Source organism: Marinobacter sp. C7 (genome assembly GCF_022343555.1).
In the GTDB taxonomy this organism is placed as follows: Bacteria; Pseudomonadota; Gammaproteobacteria; order Pseudomonadales; family Oleiphilaceae; genus Marinobacter.
The window spans coordinates 259-509 of the sequence record NZ_JAKQZH010000103.1 but is presented as its reverse complement, the minus strand read 5'-3'; the positions used below and the strand labels follow the sequence as shown (position 1 = coordinate 509).

The window sequence follows — 251 nt, the reverse complement described above, 5'->3', positions numbered from 1 at the left end:
CCCGTAAGCGACGTAAACGAAGATCGGATCGACCTCGGACTGGTTGATGCTGAAATGGCCGAAGAGACGCAATGCCAGCGTCAGGGGGAAGGCGCTTGCCATCGGAGGAATGCGCCGTTCGCGATGCGATCGCGCATCACCGACGATGACGAGGGTGAATACGGCGTAGATGAAGGGGAGCGTCCATTCATTCAGGCGGCGTGTCAGTTCGGCTCGGTAAGCTGCTGGATTTTTTAGGTAATCAGGGTCAT

Annotated in this window: 1 protein-coding gene; it reads right to left on the bottom strand. The window is 57.0% G+C overall.

Translation table 11 applies throughout. The annotated features are described in order from the left end of the window. The coding region (locus MD273_RS18960) for a hypothetical protein (RefSeq protein WP_251068378.1) at positions 1-251 on the bottom strand (251 nt) is incomplete at both ends.